Raw genomic sequence first — 2,983 nt, forward strand, 5'->3', positions numbered from 1 at the left:
ATGTACCCCCCTACTTTTACAAACGTTCCACTATGTCGCTTAATCCAAGACATTTTCGTAATAAAAAATGAAAGTATAAAAAATGGGATAGCAAATCCAAGTATGTAAGCAATCATATACAGCATTGCAGATTCTGGATTCGTGGTAGCTAATCCAATTACAGCTACTAAGATTGGTCCTGTACACGGTGTCCAGCCAGCTGCAAATGCCAAACCAATTAAAATAGAGCCGATATAGCCACTCGGACGACTTTTAAATGTAAACTTACGATCTTGCATTAAGAACTTCGGCTGAAAGACCCCTACGATTACAAGGCCAAACACAATAATAAATAGTGCCCCTAACTGCCTAATTAAATCTTTGTAATCTTGGAAGAATGACCCAATAAAACTTGTTCCAAATCCAATCGCAATAAATACAATGGAAAATCCCAGCAAGAAAAATGCCGTATGTATCATACTTCTCTTACGAAGCATTGCATTTTCTTCTTTTAATTCAGAAACCGACATTCCGGTTATGTAAGATAAAAACGCTGGATACAGCGGTAAACAACAAGGGGAAATAAATGATAAAAATCCGGCCCCAAACGCTAAAAAAATATTAAGATCTTGCATCGTTTCACTCCTCTCCTCTTCAATATTGTAGCAAAAACGACCAAAAATGCTATGAACAATTGATGAATTCACAGTTTACAACGTGCCAATAAGAAAAAATTCTATTATCACTACTTACAACCATCTTTCTCTAAAACGTTTTCACTTTCCTTCTATTATAAATACATTCCATTCATCATTCACATAAAATGAAACTTTAATCAGTTGGGGTTTTCTTCATCCTCCACTGATTATTAGCCCTTACCAATCGGGATAACAAAGCTTTTCCATTTCACAAACTACTCGCATGTGATTATTCAGTATTCGATACATATCTTGCAAAAAAATATTTTTTTCAAATGATAGCTTTATACAAGATACTCCTTATTTTACAATACTTCTACAATTTTAAATTTCAATATTATGCATAAATATCATACTTTTATTATTATTCTATAAAATGTCGCACTTTTCTTTTATTTGACCCTTCATTTTTAATTTTGTATACTTCCATCTAGTTGTATATGTCCGTTTGGGAACAATTTAATATAGATGGGAGGAATTTTTCATGCTTCGTTATTCTCTTTTAGTTTTATTAGGAGCATGTAGCTATGGGATCTTAGCTATTTTTGTTAAACTTGCATACGCAGAAGGTTTTTCACTTGGGGAAGTCATTGGGAGTCAATATTTGTTCGGCTGGTTTATTTTACTTGGTATTACACTTTTATTTTCCAGACATCGTGTTCCACTTAAACAAATGCTTATTTTATTTGTCGCTGGAACGTCTGCAAGTTTGACTGGGATTTTTTATTATGCTTCATTAAAAACGGTACCAGCTTCCATTGGCATAATCCTTTTATTCCAGTTCGTTTGGGTTGGTATTATCATTGAAGCTGTTGCAACAAAAACATTGCCATCAAGAGAAAAAGTCATTTCTGTTATCTTTTTAGTTGCTGGTACATTCTTATCGAGCGGATTATTAGAAAAATCAACAGGTGATTTCGATACAATGGGAATCATATTAGGTTTATTATCTGCTGTTACTTTTGCTACCTATATTTTTATCAGTGGTAAAGTTGCTGTTGAAGTACCATCATTACCACGAGGAGTTCTTTTAATGGCTGGTGCTTTAACTTTAGTAATAATCGTATTCCCGCCAACATTTATTTTTAATGGTGCCATTTCTCAAGGCCTTTGGAAATATGGCTTAGGATTAGGAACATTCAGTATCGTTATTCCAACAATTGCCTTTACAATCGGAATCCCTAAAATCGGTTCTGGTTTAGCAACTATTCTTGGAGCAGCTGAGCTTCCTGTTACAACAATCATGTCTGTATTCGTTTTAAAAGAGGCGGTACTCTCTTCTCAATGGCTTGGTGTAGCACTTATCTTGGTTGGTATTGCAATTCCGCAAATTGCATATACAATGCGTGGACGATATCGTAAACACCATACACATAAAAAGGTTGCTGCCTAGGAAAAGAGGATTCTCAGTTAGGAATCCTCTTTTCTATTCCACATTATTTTTTACACGATTCGCTTTGCTAATCGATCAACTTTTACTATGGATTGCCCATTTGTCATTCTATACAACCTTTCTTCTTAACTCTTTTTAATTTTTTCACTGCATCATGATTATTTACACGTGTAAAACCGAGGAAAAGGTATGATGATTCATGCTTTTTCCTCGGTTTTATATACACTTTCTTTTTTTAGATCGTATACAAATTGATAACATTGCCACATTGATAATACAATTAAAATCATAATAAGCAGTGTCGTTACCAATAATGCATATATCGTAATCAGCGTCCCACTTACCCCACGAATTCCTAATACTTTCATAAAAATAGCAATAAATAGCCTCAAAAATAACATGCCATGAATCAACCCGAAAAATAGAGCTCCCCCAAAAATCAATAACTGTTCCTGACATAACAAACATACAATCTGTCTTTTTTTCATATTAATGGCTTCATATGATTGAAATTCTTGTCTTCTTGTCTTTAAGAAACCTTTTATCATTTGATATGTAACGAAGCCACACACAAAAAACAACAGAATAGATACATAATAAAATAACGGTACATGTTGTAGTTTCTTTATTATCACCTCATTTGATTGAATAGATATAATAAAGAAAGATAGCATTGTACTCATTGCAATCCATATGAATTGCTTTAATCTTTGGGCAGCAAAATTTTGTATATTGTTTCTTGCTAACCGAAATATAGACATAATTGATTCCCCTACCTTACTTCATAACGTACTACATACTATACTACTAGTGTATAAAAATATGACATTTTTAACATCGAACTACAATCGGAATCTTTCCTAGGTCTTAAGTCCTAGGAATAAGACGGTATTGATATATAAATACAAATTGA

The 2,983-nt window shown here is 33.4% G+C and carries 3 protein-coding genes; 1 reads left to right on the forward strand and 2 read right to left on the reverse strand.

The features are described from left to right. A partial coding sequence (locus V7183_RS24805; RefSeq protein WP_335361194.1) for a cytochrome c biogenesis CcdA family protein occupies positions 1-614 on the reverse strand: 614 nt, incomplete at its 3' end. A gap of 547 nt (positions 615-1,161) precedes the next feature. Between V7183_RS24805 and V7183_RS24810 the strand changes: the two genes are divergently transcribed. Then, positions 1,162-2,070 (forward strand): EamA family transporter, encoded by a 909-nt coding sequence (locus tag V7183_RS24810; RefSeq protein WP_335361195.1) that lies wholly within the window; start codon positions 1,162-1,164, stop codon positions 2,068-2,070. Between the two features lie 197 nt (positions 2,071-2,267). Here V7183_RS24810 and V7183_RS24815 read toward each other — a convergent pair whose 3' ends face one another. Beyond that, positions 2,268-2,831 (reverse strand): FtsX-like permease family protein, encoded by a 564-nt coding sequence (locus V7183_RS24815; protein ID WP_335361196.1) that lies wholly within the window; start codon positions 2,829-2,831, stop codon positions 2,268-2,270. Positions 2,832-2,983: the final 152 nt, after the last annotated feature.

Origin of the sequence: Bacillus sp. JJ1127, assembly GCF_036965845.1 — a bacterium.
Taxonomy (GTDB): domain Bacteria; phylum Bacillota; class Bacilli; order Bacillales; family Bacillaceae_G; genus Bacillus_A.